The sequence below is a fragment of the Agaribacterium haliotis genome, assembly GCF_002312815.1.
GTDB lineage: Bacteria > Pseudomonadota > Gammaproteobacteria > Pseudomonadales > Cellvibrionaceae > Agaribacterium > Agaribacterium haliotis.
On sequence record NZ_NKQJ01000001.1, the window covers coordinates 77,199 to 95,527 of the forward strand.

The 18,329-nt window shown below is 54.0% G+C and carries 16 protein-coding genes; 9 read left to right on the forward strand and 7 right to left on the reverse strand.

Annotated features, from left to right (window positions below; all coding sequences use genetic code 11):
* Nucleotides 1-106 precede the first annotated feature (106 nt).
* The 4 genes from dusA to CFK45_RS00370 all read left to right on the forward strand — a co-directional run bounded on the left by dusA (nucleotide 107) and on the right by CFK45_RS00370 (nucleotide 3,700).
* Complete coding sequence (gene dusA, locus CFK45_RS00355) at nucleotides 107-1,111, forward strand: tRNA dihydrouridine(20/20a) synthase DusA (RefSeq protein ID WP_275655658.1); 1,005 nt, start codon at nucleotides 107-109, stop codon at nucleotides 1,109-1,111.
* A gap of 200 nt (nucleotides 1,112-1,311) precedes the next feature.
* Nucleotides 1,312-2,247 (forward strand): transaldolase, encoded by a 936-nt coding sequence (gene tal / locus CFK45_RS00360; RefSeq protein WP_096084423.1) that lies wholly within the window; start codon nucleotides 1,312-1,314, stop codon nucleotides 2,245-2,247.
* A gap of 1 nt (nucleotide 2,248) precedes the next feature.
* The gene (locus CFK45_RS00365; protein ID WP_096084424.1) at nucleotides 2,249-2,686 is read left to right on the forward strand and encodes a tellurite resistance TerB family protein; all 438 of its coding nucleotides are present in this window, start codon (nucleotides 2,249-2,251) and stop codon (nucleotides 2,684-2,686) included.
* 45 nt (nucleotides 2,687-2,731) lie between these two features.
* Complete coding sequence (locus CFK45_RS00370; RefSeq protein WP_096084425.1) at nucleotides 2,732-3,700, forward strand: HDOD domain-containing protein; 969 nt, start codon at nucleotides 2,732-2,734, stop codon at nucleotides 3,698-3,700.
* On the opposite strand, the gene CFK45_RS00375 is transcribed toward CFK45_RS00370, so the two are convergent.
* Together CFK45_RS00375 and purL are read right to left on the reverse strand one after the other, a co-directional pair.
* The gene (locus CFK45_RS00375) at nucleotides 3,666-4,424 is read right to left on the reverse strand and encodes an MBL fold metallo-hydrolase (RefSeq protein WP_096084426.1); all 759 of its coding nucleotides are present in this window, start codon (nucleotides 4,422-4,424) and stop codon (nucleotides 3,666-3,668) included. The genes CFK45_RS00370 and CFK45_RS00375 overlap by 35 nt on opposite strands.
* 72 nt (nucleotides 4,425-4,496) lie before the next feature.
* A complete protein-coding gene (purL, locus tag CFK45_RS00380; RefSeq protein ID WP_096084427.1) occupies nucleotides 4,497-8,357 on the reverse strand; it encodes a phosphoribosylformylglycinamidine synthase in 3,861 nt (1,286 codons plus the stop codon).
* Between the two features lie 250 nt (nucleotides 8,358-8,607).
* Here purL and mltF point away from each other — a divergent pair, with 250 nt between their 5' ends.
* The gene (gene mltF / locus CFK45_RS00385; protein WP_096084428.1) at nucleotides 8,608-10,110 is read left to right on the forward strand and encodes a membrane-bound lytic murein transglycosylase MltF; all 1,503 of its coding nucleotides are present in this window, start codon (nucleotides 8,608-8,610) and stop codon (nucleotides 10,108-10,110) included.
* Here the strand turns inward: mltF and tadA are convergent.
* Nucleotides 10,052-10,618: a tRNA adenosine(34) deaminase TadA gene (gene tadA, locus CFK45_RS00390; protein ID WP_479686144.1), complete on the reverse strand. Its 567-nt coding sequence runs from the start codon at nucleotides 10,616-10,618 to the stop codon at nucleotides 10,052-10,054. The genes mltF and tadA overlap by 59 nt on opposite strands.
* Before the next feature lie 7 nt (nucleotides 10,619-10,625).
* On the reverse strand, nucleotides 10,626-10,862 hold the full coding sequence (locus tag CFK45_RS00395; protein ID WP_096084429.1) for a DUF1653 domain-containing protein: 237 nt from the start codon (nucleotides 10,860-10,862) through the stop codon (nucleotides 10,626-10,628).
* Nucleotides 10,863-10,976: 114 nt separating this feature from the next.
* On the opposite strand from CFK45_RS00395, the gene CFK45_RS00400 reads away from it, so the two are divergent.
* The 4 genes from CFK45_RS00400 (at nucleotide 10,977) to CFK45_RS00415 (ending at nucleotide 14,660) form a co-directional block, all read left to right on the forward strand.
* Nucleotides 10,977-11,441, forward strand: a complete 465-nt coding sequence (locus tag CFK45_RS00400) for a flavodoxin domain-containing protein (protein WP_096084430.1) — start codon at nucleotides 10,977-10,979, stop codon at nucleotides 11,439-11,441.
* Entirely contained in the window at nucleotides 11,438-11,956 is a 519-nt protein-coding gene (gene fldB, locus CFK45_RS00405; RefSeq protein ID WP_096084431.1) for a flavodoxin FldB, read from the forward strand. Before CFK45_RS00400 ends, fldB begins: the two co-directional genes overlap by 4 nt.
* Before the next feature lie 105 nt (nucleotides 11,957-12,061).
* Nucleotides 12,062-14,296 (forward strand): FAD-dependent 5-carboxymethylaminomethyl-2-thiouridine(34) oxidoreductase MnmC1, encoded by a 2,235-nt coding sequence (gene mnmC1 / locus CFK45_RS00410; RefSeq protein WP_158224560.1) that lies wholly within the window; start codon nucleotides 12,062-12,064, stop codon nucleotides 14,294-14,296.
* Nucleotides 14,297-14,345: 49 nt separating this feature from the next.
* On the forward strand, nucleotides 14,346-14,660 hold the full coding sequence (locus CFK45_RS00415; protein ID WP_096084433.1) for a late competence development ComFB family protein: 315 nt from the start codon (nucleotides 14,346-14,348) through the stop codon (nucleotides 14,658-14,660).
* Nucleotides 14,661-14,753: 93 nt separating this feature from the next.
* Here CFK45_RS00415 and CFK45_RS00420 read toward each other — a convergent pair whose 3' ends face one another.
* The 3 genes from CFK45_RS00420 to CFK45_RS00430 form a co-directional block, all read right to left on the reverse strand.
* The gene (locus CFK45_RS00420; protein ID WP_143247438.1) at nucleotides 14,754-17,201 is read right to left on the reverse strand and encodes a VWA domain-containing protein; all 2,448 of its coding nucleotides are present in this window, start codon (nucleotides 17,199-17,201) and stop codon (nucleotides 14,754-14,756) included.
* 271 nt (nucleotides 17,202-17,472) lie between these two features.
* Entirely contained in the window at nucleotides 17,473-17,838 is a 366-nt protein-coding gene (locus CFK45_RS00425; RefSeq protein WP_096084435.1) for a hypothetical protein, read from the reverse strand.
* 18 nt (nucleotides 17,839-17,856) lie between these two features.
* On the reverse strand, nucleotides 17,857-18,324 hold the full coding sequence (locus CFK45_RS00430) for a YcgN family cysteine cluster protein (protein WP_239923485.1): 468 nt from the start codon (nucleotides 18,322-18,324) through the stop codon (nucleotides 17,857-17,859).
* Between the last annotated feature and the right edge of the window lie 5 nt (nucleotides 18,325-18,329).

An 18,329-nucleotide genomic window follows, 5' to 3' on the forward strand; every position in this document is an offset into this window, starting at 1 on the left:
CTGAGCATTACAACTCTTACAATTACGCTCCAATTAACAGGCGTGTGCTTTAGCGCTCACAGCGAGCAGCAAGTCAGCGCACCACACCGTTACAAAAGGCCCCCAGGTGAGCGACTCAAGATCCGCAACAAGTGAGCAAACACTATCGAACCCCTGGCGCTTCTGCCTCGCCCCGATGATGGATTGGTCTGACCGTCACTGCCGCTATCTTTGGCGGCTGATGAGCAAGCAGGCGCGGCTTTACAGTGAAATGGTGGTCACCGGAGCGATTCTGCACGGTGACCGGCAGCGTTTTTTAAACTTCAATCAAGAAGAGCACCCACTTGCTTTGCAGCTCGGTGGCTCTGACCCACAAGAACTGGCCGAATGTTCCGCCATTGCCGAACAGTGGGGCTATGACGAGGTAAACCTAAACTGCGGCTGCCCGAGTGACCGGGTGCAAAAAGGCAAGATAGGCGCGGTGCTGATGAAAGAGCCCGAACTGGTAGCCGAGTGTTTTGCCGCCATGCAACAACGCTGTGCTATTCCCGTCACCGTCAAACACCGCATCGGCGTCGACGATATGGAAGACTACGATGCGCTAAAACACTTTGTTGTTACCGTCGCCGACGCCGGCTGTCGTACGTTTATTGTGCACGCGCGCAAAGCCTGGCTTAAAGGCCTAAGCCCAAAAGAAAACCGCGAAATCCCGCCGCTTGATTACGCTGCCGTTGTGCGTTTGAAACAAGAGCTGCCGCAGCTGAATATTGTTATCAACGGCGGCCTGAACACTATCGAGCAATGCTCGAACTTATTAAGAGATTTGGACGGCGTTATGGTTGGGCGCGAGGCTTACAGCAACCCCTACCTGATGGCCAATGTCGACCAGGCGCTATTTGGCAGCAGTGCGGCAATTAAAAGCCGTATTGAGGTTGCCGAAGCCTACGCCGATTACTGCGAGCGGCAAATTGCCGAAGGCGCGCGCCTGCACCATATGAGCCGCCATGTGCTCGGACTTTTTGCAGGCCAGCCCGGTGGCCGCCTGTTTCGCCGCTACCTCAGCGAGCACGCGCCCAAGGCCGATGCCAATGCCGATACCCTGCGCGCGGCATTCGCACAGGTGCGCAGCTGAAGCATTCTCAGTAAAACCGCCGCAAACGCAGCGTAAACTTAGATAGAAGCCACGCTTATAAGCCTAAAAACCATAGGGCGTAACAAAGCTGCAGTACTTATTGCTATAATGCGCGCGATTTTTTCGGCGGTTTAAAGGAAGCCTCTTGTGCAGCCGCCTATTTCCTTGCAATAAAGCGCACCAACACTATGGGGAAAACCATGAGCAATAAACTGGAACAACTGAAGCAGTTTTCAGACGTCGTTGCCGATACCGGCGACATCGAAGCGATCAAGAAATTTAAGCCGCTCGACGCAACCACCAACCCTTCCCTGCTTTATAAAGCTGCACAGATGGAACAGTATTCTGGCCTTGTTCAAGACGCTCTGGCGACTTCCGACAATGTTGAAGATGCCTCTGACAAGCTGGCCGTTGCCATCGGCGCCGAGATCCTGACCGTTGTTCCCGGCCGCATTTCTACTGAAGTTGATGCGCGACTGTCTTTCGACACCAAAGCCTCGATCGAAAAAGCCCACAAACTGATCGGCCTGTACGAAGCCGCAGGCATCAGCAAAGACCGTGTTCTGATCAAGCTGGCCTCTACCTGGGAAGGCATTAAAGCCGCTGAAGTTCTCGAAAAAGAAGGCATCAACTGTAACCTGACTCTGCTGTTTAGCTTCAGCCAGGCCGCTGCCTGTGCCGACGCCGGCGCGTTTCTGATCTCTCCGTTTGTTGGCCGTATCCTCGACTGGTACAAAAAAGCCACCGGCAAAACCGAATACGACAAGTTTGAAGACCCGGGCGTTCAGTCAGTCACCAAGATCTACAACTACTACAAACAGCACGGCTACAACACCGTTGTTATGGGCGCGAGCTTCCGCAACACCGGCGAGCTCGAAGCACTGGCCGGCTGTGACCGCCTGACTATCAGCCCTCAGCTGCTCGGCGAGCTCGAAGCCGACACCGGCAGCCTTGAGCGTATTCTGAGCCCTGAGAACATCACCATGAATACTGAAAAGCTGCTTGAAAACGAAGCGGCGTTCCGCTTTTCATTTAATGAAGATCAGATGGCCACTGAAAAACTCAGCGAAGGTATTCGCGGTTTTGTTGCCGATCAGATCAACCTCGAAAACTACCTGAAAGCCCAAAAGGCCTAAGATGTTTACGGCGCTCAAAGCCCTGTTTGCCGACGGCGCCGACCCTGTACCGGACGAGCATGCCATCCAGCTCGCCTGTGCAGCCTTGCTTGTCGAGGTGGCCAGTATCGACGGCCATTTCGACAAGCAGGAACAGCAAAAGCTCGTAGAAACCCTGAAGCGACGCTACCAACTCAGCACTGAAGAGAGCCTCGAGCTGCAACAGCACGCGCAGGCCGAACGCAAAGATGCAACCTCGCTGCATCAATTTACCCGCCTAATTAACGAACACCGCTCTAACGAAAAAAAATTTAGCCTGTTGGTCGATATGTGGAAAATCGCCTACGCCGACGGTCAGCTAGATAAATACGAAGAGCATATCATTCGCCGCATTGCCGATTTGCTGCACCTCGGCCACAGCCAGTTTATCCAGGCCAAGCTGCAAGCAAAGCCAAGTTGAGACAACTACACTAAAGCCAGACCGACTCCGCAGAAGGAAGGCTTTATGGGCTTTAGCCTAAGCAAGGTATTTCAGCAGCACAAATCTCAAGATCAGTGGCAAGTAAACGACAACGCACATATTTCTCTGGCCGTTAGCCGCGAAGCGTTTTATCGCCACCTTTTTCAAAAAGACAGCGCGCAGCTGAGCCTGCCACAAAAACTTGTTGTTGATGTCACGCTGAAAAACCTGCAAAAACAAGAGCTGCGCGACAAGGCCGTGCCGCGCCTGCCCCACGTGATTCCGCGTTTATTAAAAAGCCTAAGAGACCCCGACAGCTCCGCCAAAGACTATGTCGACATCATCGACAAAGACCCGGTTATGGCCAGTGCCGTGCTAAAGTTGGCTAACTCGGCGTATTTTAACCCCATCGGCCGGCGCATTGCCGAGATCGAACAAGCCGTTGTCAAACTCGGCATTCGCGGTTTGCGCAGCGTTTTATCCGCCGCGGTTATGCAGCCGATTTTGCAAAGAGAGAGTGCTTATTTTAGCCAGAGCGGCCAGCGTATTTGGCAGCATAGCCTGTGTTGTGCGGTCGCCTGCGAGCGCATTGCCGAGCACCGAAAAATTGAGGCATTTAAAGTCTATGTGCTCGGCCTTGTGCACGATATCGGTAAAATCACTTTATTTAGCGAGCTGAGCAAACAATTTAAATTAAATAATGAAAACGTCAGCCCAGCGTACAATGCCTTTGTGCCGGCGCTAAAAAAAATGGGAGCGGCGCTGACTTACTGGATAGCTAAAGACTGGCAATTAGAAGATGAGCTTGTGCACGCTCTGGCCGATCAATGCCGCATTAAAGAAGGCGAACATATAAGTGCTTTTGCCCACGTGCTTTACCAAGCCGATTACGCCGCCGAGCTGTACGCGAGCATCTACAAACAAAAGCCCAAAAAAGCCCTCGCAGCAATAAAAGCAATGGAATTGCCCGACGATTTATTTAGCCACTTTGACCGCTTAAACCAAGAGCTGTAAAGCGCTGCCCCGGCTGCACACTTTTTAAACCGGCATCGTTAAAAGCCTGGCGCTGAGCTGGGCTGTTATAGTGATAACACCACAACCTCTGCAACAAAGCTTGAGAATATTCGCGCTTTAAATCATCAATGCCCGAGTGCGATGGATTGCCCTGCACACTGCAATCGTGAAACACCAAGCAGTGCTCATCAATCGTGTGTTCGAGTACTTCTGGAATGGGCCGGGTATCGCCCGTATAAAAAAAGTGCCCGGGTAAATACAAGCCATAGGCCGTACCCGGTTTGTGGTGGCGCGCGGGCACAAGCTGAAATTCACAGCCGCCAAACTCAAAACTTCGCGCAACCGGTATTAACTGAAAAGCCTGCCAGAAATTAACCCCGCCCTCAGCCAAGGCACCCGGATAATTTGCTACGCGCTCGTGCAACAGCGCAACAATGGCCACTGATACAAACAACAGCGGCCGCTCGAATGCCGCGCCGTGTTCAAGTTTGGCAAACCAGGCTTTAATAAACAGCTTTTCAAAATCAGCGATATGATCCAGGTGGCAGTGAGTAATAAACAGCGCTTCAGGCAGCGCCGCATACGACTCCATATAAGCCTGCAGCACCCCGGGGCCCAAATCGATCAATAGGCGCCGATCGCCGAGCTCAACACAGGCCGAAGCGTGGCCAAGCCCCTGCTGACTGGCATCGCCAACACCGAGAAAAGACAGGGCCGGCTGCATCAATACCAGCCCCCGGCACAGGGTATTAAACCCGGCCCCGCCATAGCCCAGCAGAATCTCGTCAACAAAAGCTTAATCAACAAAAACGCGGGCATTTCGGAACAGGCGCATCCAGCCGCTATCCTCTTGCCAGTCAGCCGGCGCCCAGCTGTTGCACACCGCGCGGAAAATACGCTCGGGGTGCGGCATCATTATCGTCGCGCGACCGTCGTTGCTGGAAATACTGGTAATACCCGCAGGCGAGCCATTGGGGTTGGCCGGATACGTTTCGGCGATGCTCAAATCGTTATTGAGGTAGCGCATCGCCACCGTCGCGCCCTTTTCAACCTCGGCCAAATGCGCCTCATCGCGGAACTCAGCGCGGCCTTCACCGTGCGCCACTGCGACAGGTAGGTGCGAGCCAACCATGCCGTTAAACAGCACCGACGGGCTGTCTTCAATACGCACCAGTGAAAAGCGCGCTTCAAATTGCTCGCTGAGGTTGCGCACAAAATGCGGCCAGTGCTCAGCGCCGGGAATCAGGCTTTTTAAGTTGCTCATCATCTGACAGCCGTTACACACACCGAGGCTAAAGGTGTCGAGGCGGTGGAAAAAGTCCTGAAACTCATCGCGAGCGCGACCGTTAAACAAGATCGTTTTAGCCCAGCCCTCACCGGCCCCAAGCACATCACCGTAAGAGAAACCGCCGGCCGCAGCCAGGCCTTTAAAGCCCTCGAGGCTACGGCGCCCGGCAATAATGTCGCTCATATGCACATCGACGGCCTCAAATCCCGCCCGATCAAAAGCCGCGGCCATCTCAACATGGCCGTTGACGCCCTGTTCGCGCAATACAGCCACACGCGGGCGCACACCCTTGGCGATATAAGGCGCGGCAATGTCGTCGTTGACGTCGTAGCTGAGTTTGACACTCAAACCCGGATCGCTGTGGCGAATGCGGTCGAACTCTTGCTCGGCACACAGCGGGTTGTCGCGCAGGCTCTGCACGTGGAAGCTATTTTTGCTCCACAGCTCCTGCAGGCTGCTGCGCGTGCTCTGATACAAGCTGCTGTTTCCGGCCTGCACAACAAAACTTTCATCGCTGCGCGGGGCACCGATATCAACCAGCAAATCGGCGATGCCAAAACCTGCAAAGATCTCTTCAACTCTGCCAAGCTCGTTGTTTTTAACTTGAACAACGGCGCCGAGCTCTTCGTTAAACAGCGCTGCATGGGCGTCGCTGCCAAGGCCTTCAATATCAAGCTGCACACCGCAGTGGCCGGCAAATGCCATCTCTGCCAGGGTTGCCAATAAACCGCCGTCACTGCGATCGTGATAGGCCAACAACAATTCATCCTGCAAACACTGCTGCAGCGCGTTAAAAAACGCTTTGAATTCGGTGGCGTTGTCGAGATCCGGCCCCTGCTCACCCATGTTTTCGTAGCACTGGGCAAAAATGGATGCGCCGATACGGTTTTTACCGCGGCCGAGATCAATCAGCAGCAGGCGACTGTCGGCACCGGCATCCAGTTCAGGGGTGATGGTCTTGCGCACATCTAACACTGGGCTAAATGCCGAAATAACCAGCGACAGCGGCGCGGTCACAGCTTTATCGTCGCCGTCTTGCTGCCAGGCGGTGCGCATACTCATCGAGTCTTTGCCGACAGGAATGGTCAGGCCCAGTTCTGGGCACAGTTCCATACCAACGGTTTCAACAGTGCGATAGAGTTTTTCATCTTCACCCGGGTGGCCGGCGGCACACATCCAGTTGGCACTGAGTTTGATGTCTTTAATATCGCCGATGCGGGTTGAAGCGATATTGGTCAGCGCTTCGCCGATGGCCATACGCCCGGATGCCGGCGCGTCGAGCAGCGCCAGTGGCGTGCGCTCACCCATGCTCATCGCTTCACCGGCGTAGGTATCGTAGGCGACAGTTGTCACCGCGTTGTCGGCCACTGGCACCTGCCACGGGCCCACCAACTGATCGCGGGCAACCATGCCGGTGACCGAGCGATCACCAATGCTGATCAGAAACATTTTGCTGGCCACCGCCGGATGCTGAATAACGCGCTCGATGGCCTCAGCCAGCGGCAGCTCAGCGTAATTAAACGCGCTGACATCGTAGTTTCGCTTCTCGGCGCTGCGGTGCATTTTTGGCGCTTTGCCAAATAGGATGCTCATCGGCAGATCGACCGGCTTGGCATCGAAGTGGGTGTCGTTTAACACCAGGCGCTGCTCATCCAAAGCCGTGCCAACCACGGCGTACGGGCAGCGCTCGCGCTGACAGATGGCCTCGAACTCGGCCAGGTTTTCTGGCGCCACGGCCATAACGTAGCGCTCCTGGCTTTCGTTGCACCAGATCTCGAGTGGGCTCATACCCGGCTCGTCATTGGGCACGTTGCGCAATTCAAACAGCGCGCCACAGCCGCCGTCTTTGGCAAGCTCGGGAAAGGCGTTGCTCAAACCGCCGGCGCCAACATCGTGAATAAACGCGATGGGGTTCTGCGGGCCGCGCTGCCAGCACTGGTCGATAACCTCCTGACAGCGGCGCTCCATTTCAGGGTTTTGTCGCTGCACCGAAGCAAAATCGAGATCCTCCGACGAGGAACCGCTGGTCATCGACGAGGCGGCGCCGCCACCGAGGCCAATCAGCATCGCCGGGCCGCCGAGCACAACCAGCTTGTGGCCGGCGTCGAATTCGTTTTGATCAATATGCTCTTCTTTGATATTGCCATAACCACCGGCGAGCATAATGGGTTTGTGATAGCCGCGGCGCTCGCCGCTGAAATCCTGCTCAAAGGTTCGGAAATAACCGCAAATATTCGGGCGGCCAAACTCATTGTTAAACGCAGCGCCACCAATGGGCCCGTCAATCATAATATCGAGTGCGGTAACAATGCGCTCGGGTTTGCCGTAATCCTGCTCCCACGGCAGGCGATAACCCGGAATCTGCAAGTTACTGACGGTAAAACCGGTCAAACCAACCTTCGGTTTAGAGCCCTTGCCTACGGCACCCTCATCGCGAATTTCACCACCGGCACCGGTGCCAGCACCTGGGAACGGCGCAATGGCAGTTGGATGGTTGTGCGTCTCAACTTTCATCAGCAGGTGCACAGGCTCGTTGACATAAGCGTAAGCCTGGCTTTGCGGATCGGGGTAAAAGCGCCCCGCCTCCGGGCCGCGCACAACCGAGGCGTTGTCGGCATAGGCCGAAAGCACATCTTCACCGCCCTTTTCGTAGGTGTTTTTGATCATCTTAAACAGCGAACGCGGCTGCTCGGCGCCGTCTAAGGTCCAGCTGGCATTAAAGATCTTGTGGCGACAGTGCTCAGAGTTTGCCTGCGCAAACATCATTAGCTCCACATCACTCGGGTCGCGCCCCAAATCGCTGAAGCTCTCTGTCAGGTAGTCGATTTCGTCTTCCGCCAGCGCAAGGCCAAGGCTGACATTGGCCTCAACCAAGGCTTCGCGGCCGCGCGCGACAACCGCGACACTGCCGTGCTCTTTGGGTTGCTGCTGAACAAAGATTTGCTCGGCCTGCTGTTCGTTGTCCAATACAAGCTCGACCATACGGTCGTGCAACAGCGCCTTCAGAGCACCGCTGTCCGCGCAGCCTTCTACGTAGTAACTCACGCCGCGCTCAATGCGCTTAACGCTATCCAGGCCGGCGTTTAAGGCGATATCGGTGGCCTTTGAGGACCACGGGCTAATCGTGCCAAAACGCGGAATCACGCACAGTTGCTGGCCTTCGTGCTTAACGGCCTCGGCTTTGGGGCCGTAGTGCAGTAACTGCTTTAACACCGCCAGCTGCTCGTCACTCAAGGATTCGCTTACATCCACAAAATGAACAAACTCCGCTTGTATCGAGGTTAAGCCTATGCCAGCCTCTTTGATGCGTTGCTTAAGTTTGGTCAGACGGAATTCAGAAAGAGCGGAAGAGCCGCGAAGTATCAGCATGGAGGTTCCTAACTAGTTCCTATTAATAGGGCGATAACAATAAAGGCAATAACAGCTGTTGGAGAGATGGGCGGCATTGTACTTGAGCTTGCCGGTGCTTTCATCTTCCTCATAGATATTTTCAATATGAAAATCGCGTGAAAATTCGTGCCAAGACACTAAAATCCTTAGCCAAGAACAATAAAATGAGTGGCCGATCACATTAAGCACGTGTAAAATCGCGCAACTTTTGAGCAGACGGAAGACGTTAATGACAAAAAAACAAGCACATAAACTGGCCGCGGCGACTTTGCGTCTGGTCAAGCTGTGCTTGTTTAGCGCCATTCTGGTTGTAGTCAGTGCCGGCCTTCAAAACGACAGAGAGCCCAACGAGCTCGAGCGAGTCATGGCCAAAGGCAAGCTGACCATGGTGTCGCGCAACGGGCCGACCACCTACTTTGAAGCCGCCAACGGCTACTCGGGCTTTGAATACCTGCTTGCCTCAGCGTTTGCCGACTATCTGGGCCTTGAGCTCGAACTGGTTGATGAATACGACCTGGGCACCATGCTCGCGAACCTCGACCGCTCGCCCGGGCAATTTGCCGCAGCCGGTTTGACGGTAACCCCCGCGCGTGAAAATCACGTCGATTTTGCCCCGTCTTACGCCTCCGTTACTCAGGTTCTGCTGTATCGCAGCGGCAGCAAGCGCCCGAAAACCTTCGCCGACCTGCAAGACGGCCGCTTAGTTGTCATTGCCGACAGCTCGCATGAAGAGAACCTGCACAAGCTCAAACTCCAGCACCCCGAGCTCGAGTGGGAAGTGCGCCACGACTTAGAAATGATGGAGCTTATGGAGCTTGTGCAGCTCGGCGAAATTGACTACACCGTGGTCGACTCCAATGCCTATGACATCAACGCCGCACTCTACCCCAAAGCTCGCCGCGCCTTTGATATCAGCGAAGCCCAACCCCTGGCCTGGGCTTTTGCCAAAAAAGTCGACCGCAGTTTGATTAAACAGGCCGAGAAGTTTTTTGCCGAAGCGCAAACCCAAACGATGATCGAAGACCTGACCGAGGTCTTTTACGGCCACGTTGAAAAAATTGACTTTGCCGGCTCCCTGCTGTTCACCAAACGCATGCAATCGCGCCTGCCTAAGTGGAAGGCACACCTGCAAGAAGCCGCGCAAGAACAAGAACTCGACTGGCAACTGCTGGCGGCACTTAGCTACCAAGAGAGTCACTGGAACCCCAAAGCGGTCTCCTATACCGGCGTCAAAGGTTTTATGATGCTGACCATGGACACGGCCAAGCAAGTTGGAGTGAAAAACCGCGCCAACGCTAAACAATCCATTGGCGGCGGTGCGCGCTACTTTCGCTCCATTCACAAGCGCATTCCCGAGCGCATCGCCGAACCCGACCGCAGCTGGTTGGCACTGGCGGCCTACAACATCGGCATGGGCCACCTTGAAGATGCGCGCAAATTAACCGAGGGCCACGGCGCCAACCCAGATAAGTGGTCCGACGTGCGTCGCTACCTGCCGCTACTGGCCAAGGCCAAATACTATAAATACACCAAGCACGGCTACGCCCGCGGCTGGGAAGCGGTCGACTACGTGCAAAATATCCGCAATTTCTACAATATCATCGCCTGGCACGAGAAAGTAAACGAGCAGCGCCAACTGGCTAAACTCGACGAAGAAATCAACTATTCAAAGGTCAGCCCGGCGGTGACCGATGCTGTGCGCACGCTGTCGACGCCCGCTTTAGAGCTTTAATTTGCTCCCGCCTGCGCTTAAAAAAGTGCGAAATCACCTCGCTGCACTGCTCAGCCATCACCCCAGCTTCGACACTAAACTGATGATTAAAACAAGCATCTTGCAGCAGGCCGGTATTGCTGTGCACAACCCCGGCTTTGGGCTCAGCTGCACCGTACACCAGGCGCTCAATACGCGCGTGAACCAAAGTGCCCAGGCACATCGCACAGGGCTCGATGGTGACATAGAGCGTGGCACCGGGCAGGCGATAATTTTTTGTTGCCCGGCAGGCTTTACGTATCGCCAACACCTCAGCGTGGGCACTGGCATCGCAGTCAGAGATCGGCCTGTTGCCGGCCTCCGCTAGAATCTGACCATCGCGCACAACAAGCGCGCCAACCGGCACCTCGCCAAGCTCGGCCGCTTCTTTGGCAAGCTCCAGTGCCCGGCTCATAAAACGCTGATCCTGCTCAAGCAGCTGCGCTTGCGTAACAGCCTGCTGATCCGCTTCATGTATCTTTTTGCTCACGCGTAGCTCACAGGCTGGGCTCAGCGGCTTCAACAAAACGAAAACGGGCCAAGCACTGGCCGTCTCGCTCAATGTACTCAGTAAACATTGTCAGCGGGCGCACCCATAAATCAAAATTGCCGTAGAGGCAGCGGTACAGCGCCAGCTCCTCTTCGCTTTCACTGTGCCGACAAAAACCAAGCAGTTGATAGCGCTGGCCTTTATAGTGTTCGTAAATCCCCAACGCAGGCCGCGCCTGACTCATATCACTCACCGAAACTCCCACTTATGCAACGCTGCTTGTCGCGCAACAAGCAAACAATTAGACCTAAACATTCGAAGCCACTACTATACATGGCTTTTTTATTTTCGAGGGTATATGGCCAGTTTTTACCTTATTGTCGGCTCCGTGATGGGCACGGCTGAACAGCTTGCAACCGCGATGAGCGAAAAGCTAGCTGAGTGTGGTCACGATGTTTTGCTCGAGCTGAACTATCAGCGCGGCCAACTGGCAAGCGAGCTCGACCGGCATTTAATTATTATCAGTTCAACCACCGGTATGGGTGATCTGCCGGCAAATATCCGCAGCCTCGACGAAGATCTGCGCCTGAGCCCCCCAAACCTCCGTGAAAAACCCTACCACCTTATATGCCTCGGCGACAGCAACTACCCCAACTTTGCTGCGGCGGGTTTTCGCCTCGACGAAAGCCTGCAAAAGCTAGGTGCCCAGCGCAGCGGTGAATTGCTTGTGCTCGACGCACAAGGCGACGAGGACCGAGCACAGCAGCTTCAAAACTGGCTCGATCAGCTGCTCAATCAACTTTCGGAGGGCTCGGCTGCGTGACTAAAAGCATTGCTCTATTTTACGGCAGCTCGACCTGCTACACCGAAATGGCTGCGGAAAAAATCCAGGCGGCGATCGGCGCCGACCGTGTCGAGCTATTTAATATTGCCGACGAAAATATCGAGACGATGCTCGCTTACGACTTACTTATTCTAGGCATTCCAACCTGGGACTACGGCGAGCTGCAAGAGGACTGGGAAAACTGCTGGGACGAGCTCGACGAACTGGATCTTAGCGGCAAGCGCATCGGCTTATTTGGCCTGGGTGACCAAGTTGGCTATCCGCAGTGGTTCCAGGACGCCCTGGGTTATCTGCACGATAAAATCGTCGGCCTTGGCGCGACCGCCGTTGCATACTGGCCCGCAGAGGGCTATGAATTTGAACAGAGCAAAGCGTTAACGCAAGACGGCAGCATGTTTGTTGGCCTCGCCCTCGACGAAGAAAATGAATTTGAACTCACAGAGCAGCGCATTAAACAGTGGACTCAAACGCTGCTGTCAAGCTTTGATAAATAAAGCTACAGGCGCGCTTTAGCCCTCACCAAACAGCGCTTAAAGCGCCGAGCGGCCACACAACACGCTCTCTAACCAAGCTATTTACTTTACGCATTGAGCAAACTCGTGACTGACAGTTCAAATAAAGCACCTCAAAAAACCCGCTGCGCCGAACTCACCTGGGATGCCAATAATGAGCCAAGCAGCAGTGAATTTGACGATGTCTACTTCTCCAAAGACAACGGCCTGGATGAAAGCCGCTATGTGTTTTTAAGGGGCAATCAACTCCAGGCGCGCTGGCAACAGTTAAGCGGCAATACTTTTTGCATCGCAGAAACAGGCTTTGGCACCGGCTTAAACTTTCTCGCTACCTGGCAGCTTTGGAATCAGTGCGATACCCAAAATGCCGAGCTGACCTACATCAGCGTTGAAAAATATCCGCTGAGCCCGGAAGCCTTAAAACGCGCGCTTGGCGCCTGGCCACAGCTCGCCGAACTCGCCGCACTGCTACTACAAAACTATCCGCCGCAGCCGTGGCAGGGTTTGCAAAACATTGAACTAAAAGCCGCTGGCGCAAGCGATCAAAAACAGCAACAAAACACAGCGCCAATTAAAACAATACGGCTGTTACTTTATTTTGGCGACAGCAATGACGCCTGGCCCGAGCTTAGCACGCTGATTCAAGCACAGCCTGAACTTGCCGAAAAACGACCGGCTTTTGGCGAGCGACAAAACAAGGTAGACGCCTGGTTTCTCGACGGTTTTGCACCGGCTAAAAACCCCGAAATGTGGCAAAGCGAGCTTTTTCAAGCGATGCAGGCCAATAGTCAAGCCGGTACCAGCGTCGCCACGTTCACCTGCGCAGGCACCGTTAAACGCGGCCTCAAAGCACACGGCTTTTCGATACAAAAAATCCCCGGCTTCGGCCGAAAACGGGAAATGCTGATCGCATCATTTACGGGGGATACAGCTTGTGAAAACGCCGATCACAGTATGCAGGGCAGCAGCGCCAACAGCGCAAAAAAAAACCATCTAAACAATCCTTCAAAACACAACCAAACAAATACAGCAGCGGCACATGCAATAAACAAACGCCGCTTAAAAACTAGCCGCCAGGCAAATTGGTTGTTAATACCCGAGCGCAAAATGCCGAACACAACACAGGCTCGGGCGCTTATTATCGGTGCGGGCATGGCCGGTGCACAGATTGCAAGGCGGCTCGCAGAACAGGGCCTGCCCTGCACCGTACTCGAAAAAAATCACATCGCCAGCCAGGCGTCGGGCAACCCAGCCGGCGCGGTTTACACCCGTCTTGGCCTCGGCAACGACACGCTCAGTGAATTTAATCTCGCCGCGCAGATGTACGCCGATCAGTTTTATCAGCAGGGCAATTATTATCAAAACTGCGGACAGGCCTGTGGCGTATTACACCTAAGCAACAACAAAAATCACAAGCGCCACCTAGATTTAATTAAGCACTATCGCGGCGAGCAATTTGCTTTACTCGATCGCCAACAGGCGAGCCTCCAATGCGGCATCGAATTAAATACAGGTGGCCTGTGGTTAAAACAATCCGGCTGGCTGAGCCCGCCTCGCCTGTGCCGACAATTATTAGAACACTCACTTATCGACGTGCACGAAAACTGCGAGGCGCTCAGCCTTGAACAAAGCGGCGCAAATTGGCGGGTGATATGCCAAAACCGTGAATTTTTCGCAAGCCACGTTATTGTCGCCAGCGCCTATGAGGCGCAGCAATTTCCAGAGCTTAAGCACCTGACGTTAAAACGTATACGCGGCCAAGTGAGCTTTTTAGACAGCGACGAACAACTAAAAACATTAAGGGCCGTGATCTGCGGCGAAGGTTATCTCACGCCGGCTCAGCAAACACCCAGCGGACCACAACACTGCGCCGGAGCAACTTTTTCACTCAGCGATACCAGTTGTGAATTAACTCAGCACGATCACCAAAAAAACTTAGACGCACTTAGCAGTTTTTTACCGGGCTTTGACGGCAGCGACAAACATTTACAGGGCCGGGTGGCTTTTCGCACAACGAGCCCCGACTACCTGCCTTTGCTTGGGCCAGTAAATAATATCAAACTGAGCCTCGAACGCTTTGCTGCACTGCGGCACAAAGCCAATGCCGATATCGCCGAACTCGGCGCCCCCTACCCCGGGCTCTACTGCGCCCTGGCTTTTGGCTCGCGCGGCTTGGCCTACAGCCCTCTGGCCGCGAGGCTTATCTGCGATTTAATCCTCGGCCGCCACCTGCCCGTTCGCCGCACGCTCTACGCGGCCTTGCACCCTATGCGCTTTGAAATACGAAACTTAATACAAAACAAAAAAACTAGGGCACGTTAAGACTAAGGTCTAAACTAATAACACGTTTTCAAATCTTAAGGGCCTCCCCATGTTGCTCAGTGTCGGCCGCCGCCGTTATGAAGCGCTTTCTCAGCGCGATAGCATTCACAACTACTTTGAACAAATGGTTATCGACCAAGTTTTGCGCGCGAGTGACCGGGCAAACTCCGACAGTGATTTCCTCGCCGACGTGGCCTGCGTCGCGCTCAATCGCCTGCCGCCGCGCTACGTACGCCACGATGTCGATATGACTTTTTTTCTAACGCCGGACGAAATTGAAAACATGGTCGACAAGGTGGCCCACGCCGTCAACGACGCTGTCGATTACGTCACCAGCCGGGATACTGAAAGCAAAGAAAATTAAGGTAAAAAAGCTAAGCGCCTGCTATCAAACGATATAGGTGCAGGCCCTGCGCCGCAGAGCACCATCGCAAACGCTCAATGTGTAACGACTGACTCATTTATTTTCATCGTCGTCATCTTCCAAGTCGTCAATAAGCGACGAAATTGCATCGTCGAGCTCTTCTTCTGCCAAATCCAGCCCCTGAGCTTCCAGCATGGCCTGCACCATATCGTCATCTGAGGCCTCCTCGGAACTCTGCTCCGCCTGATTTTGCGCATCGCTGCCCTCGGCCGCGCCCTGTTCCGCGGTCATTTCTTGCTCCATGGTCATCGCATCGAGATCATCGAGCTCGTCAAAACCCTCAAGCTCAGCGGCCAAATCGGAATCGGCGCTGTCCTCGGCCTGCTCAGCCTCGTCAGCCATAGTTTCTAAAGCATCGAAGGCTTCGTCAGCACTGCCGTCGAGATCGTCCATCGCCGGCTCATCTGCAGGCGCATTTTCAGGCTCGGGCTCATCTGTGCTTGAGTCGGGTTCGGCGAGCAGCTGCTCATCGTTGTCCATGCTCATCGCCGCCTCTGGCTCGGCAGCGTCCGGATCGAGATCTTCCATCGGCGGCTCATCTTCTTCCGGCTCGGGCTCGTCATCAAGCGCAGCGGCGTCACTTTGCTCTTCAAGTGCTTTTTCTTCCGCTTCGATTTCATCGAGAATATCTTTTTTAGGCCCACCCATTATTTTTCTAAAGGCAAAATACCCAAGACCAAGAAGCAATAAGTTACCGACTCCGAGTGCGGCATAAAGCATCCACGCCGGAGGCCCCTCCGTTTGGGCGGCGTCCTCTTGCGCGGGCTCAACCGACTCTTGCGCCTCAACAGGTTCAGCAGTTTCCAGCTCTTCAACCGGCTCTTCGTTTTCAACGCTGGCCTCGGCAAAGGGTTTTTCCGACTGGCTTAAACCCGAATCGGCGGAATAAGAAAACTTAAGAGCTTGTAATTCATTATCAAGTTGCGCGCCGTTTTTACTGCGCGCCTTAACTCGTAACTTGGCGACATAGTCGCCTTCCAGGTCCGGCATAAATTCCGCTTGCCAGTTATCGGCTTCAGTAAAACTCAGCGAGCGGGTAAAGTTGCTGTTATTGGGCCCGGCAATACTGGCGACAATTGAGACACTGTTGTAATCAAGCTCGGAATGAAACGCGTTGACCGTCAATAAATAACGTACGCTGCCATCGACAAATGCCTGCCTTAATTCCGCGCTAAAGGGCCGGCGCAGTGTCATTTGATGCTTGAGCTGACGCTGGAAGGTCTTGCCATCAACACTGATTTTAAGCTCGTAAACGCCCTCGTTAGTAAGCTCCGGTAGCGCAGCGCGATAGCGACCGTAGGCGCCATCTTGTTTCAGAGCCTGCTTCCACACTGAAACCAAGCTGTCAAAACTATGGCCGCCGCTTAATTCGGCTTCAACATCCATTAACGCCAAAAAATCCGGGTTCGCAATAATTTGCCCGTCTTCTTGCAACAGAGCTTCCAGCGCGAGTTTATCGCCACTGATAATATTGGTTGGCAGCGGTTTTAAGCGCAGATTTAAGTTGCTGACTACGGTGACGCGACTCTGCTCGGCAATCTCTCCGTCAATATACCAAGTGCCTTCGAGTGGCCGCTTTACGGTGATAAGGTCGTAGTTGTGCGCCCGGTGCCAGCGCAAATCACTGTCGTTCGTCGAGGCGCTCAAGCGCTGCTGATCTGGGCTCGCGAGTGCAACCGTACCGCTGGCTTTTTTGCGAAAAATCAGCGCCGTAAACTCTTCAACACTTGAGTCAATAACAAACTGATTGTCACTGAGTTCAACCTGCTCGGCCGGCGCTGCAGCATCAAAAGCCTTAAGGAATATCTGCATTAATTGATCGGCGTCTTCTGCCAGCTCAGCCAGACCATCGGTGGCCACCGATAATTTATTCATTAAATCTCTATCGGCATTATTCGACAGCGCAATGGTGTGGATGCGATACCCACCTGCTTTTAGTTTCGGAATTAATTCATCGACAATACGCCGCCACTCTTTTTGATTCAGTTGCGACTGTTTATCGATATCAACCATGCCATCGGTCAATAATATAATTTGCTTGTTTTTATCGGCATCGGTGTAGCTGATGTCGTAGGCGGCTTTTTCCAGTGCTTCGCCGATATTGGTATAAAGGCCAGCGGAATTAATTTTCGGGGCAAGGCTGCGCGCGGACTCTCGCCACTTGTCGTCGACTTTTTGATGTTTGACCAACATATTGACCCACTTGCCGAAGGTCCAGACACCAGCGCTTGCTTGTTCCGGCAACAGTTCGACTAAAAGCTCAACCGCCGGTTGGCGCAGATTATTGGGATCGTTGCGCTTCATGCTGCCACTGACATCAATCACAAGGCGTACATCGGGGTCAGTGTCGGCCTGAACAGCACCGCTCGCTTGTGACTCTTGCGCCGACGCAGCAGCGGCACACAGTGCAAGCCATAGGCAAAGAAGAAAAACAGGTACTCGAGCTGGAGCCAGCACTCCGGTGTTTGTCCTAGTGTTCAAAGCAGCACCCAAAACATCACAAAACCCGCCCCAACGTGAAGAAGCGAACCTATAAAAAGAAGTTATAACTACTGATTAGTTATAGCAGGCTTTGTTCGGAGCTGCTTTAAAGCTCAAGTCAGCGCTAACAGCGGATAAACACACAGGCAAGACTTTAAGTAGCGGGGCTTAGCGGGCAACACTGTTCACTTAATAATGTAACGAGATGCTAGGAGCAAAGCTTGCACTTAAGTGAACAACACTGGGGTTTAGTGGGGCCCGCACTGAAATATCAGGCAGCCTTGCGCTCGGTTGCGCCGCGCCGAGGCTCGGGCTTTTTCTTGCGTTTGATAAACGCAAGCGCGGTTGCGATAAGCATGGCCAGGCACAGTGCAGCCAGCAGCGGCGTGCCGGCACGGAAAAAACCGCCATCGCGCTCGAGTAACATATCGGCCACCGAGCTTAACCAGGCCGGCGCCAGAAGGTGATAACCGCCGTCGCTGTACCAGGGGGTGAATAACACCGCCGCGAGCAGCGCGCGCGCTATATGCTTTACATCGCGCCACCACTTGCGGCTGGCATACCAAAAGCACAGGTAAAACACGCCGGCCGCACCGAGGTAATACGTCCAGGCCCAAAAATATTCATGTTCTGTCATCGTTGTTGCTCGTGTTGATCAAGCCTTTTGATCGCTGTCGCTCTCTACCCAGCGCACAACGCGCTCCTGCCACAAATCTTCGGGCACTAAAGTCTCAGATATACTCTGATTCTGCGCCGATACTTGCAGCGTGTGCACAAGGTTTTTGTCACCGCTTAACAGCCAGTGCCAATCTGGCAGCGCCCTGCCCTGAGCTAAGCGCCGATAGGCACAGGTATCAGGCAGCCAGTAAAAGCTGCGCGCACTTTGTACATCAAACGGCACACAGTCGGGAACGTTGATATGACGCCGCGGGTAATCACTGCAGCGGCAGCTATCAAGATCCAGATAACGACAGCTTAAATCCGTCACCGCAATTGCACCGCTGTCTTCATCTTCGAGTTTGTGCAGGCAACACAGCGCGCAGCCATCGCAGAGCGCCTCCCACTCTTCCCGACTCAGCTCATCGAGACTGTAGTGCTGCCAGAATTGATCGCGCATTGCCATATTTG

Excerpts from the sequence above, each read along its gene's own strand:
- CFK45_RS00400 (WP_096084430.1), top strand. The coding sequence starts at position 10,977 with ATGGCCAGTTTTTACCTTATTGTCGGCTCCGTGATGGGCACGGCTGAA.
- CFK45_RS00365 (WP_096084424.1), top strand. The coding sequence starts at position 2,249 with ATGTTTACGGCGCTCAAAGCCCTGTTTGCCGACGGCGCCGACCCTGTA.
- purL (WP_096084427.1), bottom strand. The coding sequence starts at position 8,357 with ATGCTGATACTTCGCGGCTCTTCCGCTCTTTCTGAATTCCGTCTGACC.
- mltF (WP_096084428.1), top strand. The coding sequence starts at position 8,608 with ATGACAAAAAAACAAGCACATAAACTGGCCGCGGCGACTTTGCGTCTG.
- CFK45_RS00425 (WP_096084435.1), bottom strand. The coding sequence starts at position 17,838 with ATGACAGAACATGAATATTTTTGGGCCTGGACGTATTACCTCGGTGCG.
- CFK45_RS00375 (WP_096084426.1), bottom strand. The coding sequence starts at position 4,424 with ATGCAGCCGGCCCTGTCTTTTCTCGGTGTTGGCGATGCCAGTCAGCAG.
- tal (WP_096084423.1), top strand. The coding sequence starts at position 1,312 with ATGAGCAATAAACTGGAACAACTGAAGCAGTTTTCAGACGTCGTTGCC.
- CFK45_RS00415 (WP_096084433.1), top strand. The coding sequence starts at position 14,346 with ATGTTGCTCAGTGTCGGCCGCCGCCGTTATGAAGCGCTTTCTCAGCGC.
- CFK45_RS00370 (WP_096084425.1), top strand. The coding sequence starts at position 2,732 with ATGGGCTTTAGCCTAAGCAAGGTATTTCAGCAGCACAAATCTCAAGAT.
- CFK45_RS00395 (WP_096084429.1), bottom strand. The coding sequence starts at position 10,862 with ATGAGTCAGGCGCGGCCTGCGTTGGGGATTTACGAACACTATAAAGGC.
- CFK45_RS00430 (WP_239923485.1), bottom strand. The coding sequence starts at position 18,324 with ATGGCAATGCGCGATCAATTCTGGCAGCACTACAGTCTCGATGAGCTG.